The sequence below is a fragment of the Cupriavidus sp. SIMBA_020 genome, from assembly GCF_046535395.1.
In the GTDB taxonomy this organism is placed as follows: Bacteria; Pseudomonadota; Gammaproteobacteria; order Burkholderiales; family Burkholderiaceae; genus Cupriavidus; species Cupriavidus campinensis.
Genome location: NZ_JAWRWU010000864.1, coordinates 1 through 262 on the forward strand (window position 1 = coordinate 1; position 262 = coordinate 262).

Consider the following 262-nt stretch of genomic DNA (forward strand, 5'->3'; position numbering starts at 1 on the left):
CGCGTCAAGTGCGGACGGAAACGTAATCAGGGTTTCGCCGGGCCTGTTCCAGCCCATCGCGGCCGACGACGTTGCGGCGATCGTTGCCGACGTGGCACTCGCGGCGCCGCGAAACGATATCGTCGAGATCGCCGGCCCGGAAAGAGCGCCGTTCAACGAAATCATCGCCCGCTATCTGAAGGCGGCCGGCGATCCGCGCGAGGTCGTGAGAGACCCCAAGGCCCGGTATTTCGGCGGGCTGGTCGAGGAGCAGTCGCTCGTG

The 262-nt window shown here is 66.4% G+C and carries 1 pseudogene; it reads left to right on the top strand.

What is annotated here, in order from left to right:
- Nucleotides 1-262: pseudogene (locus tag SB751_RS31855) on the top strand (NmrA family transcriptional regulator); the annotation flags it as partial.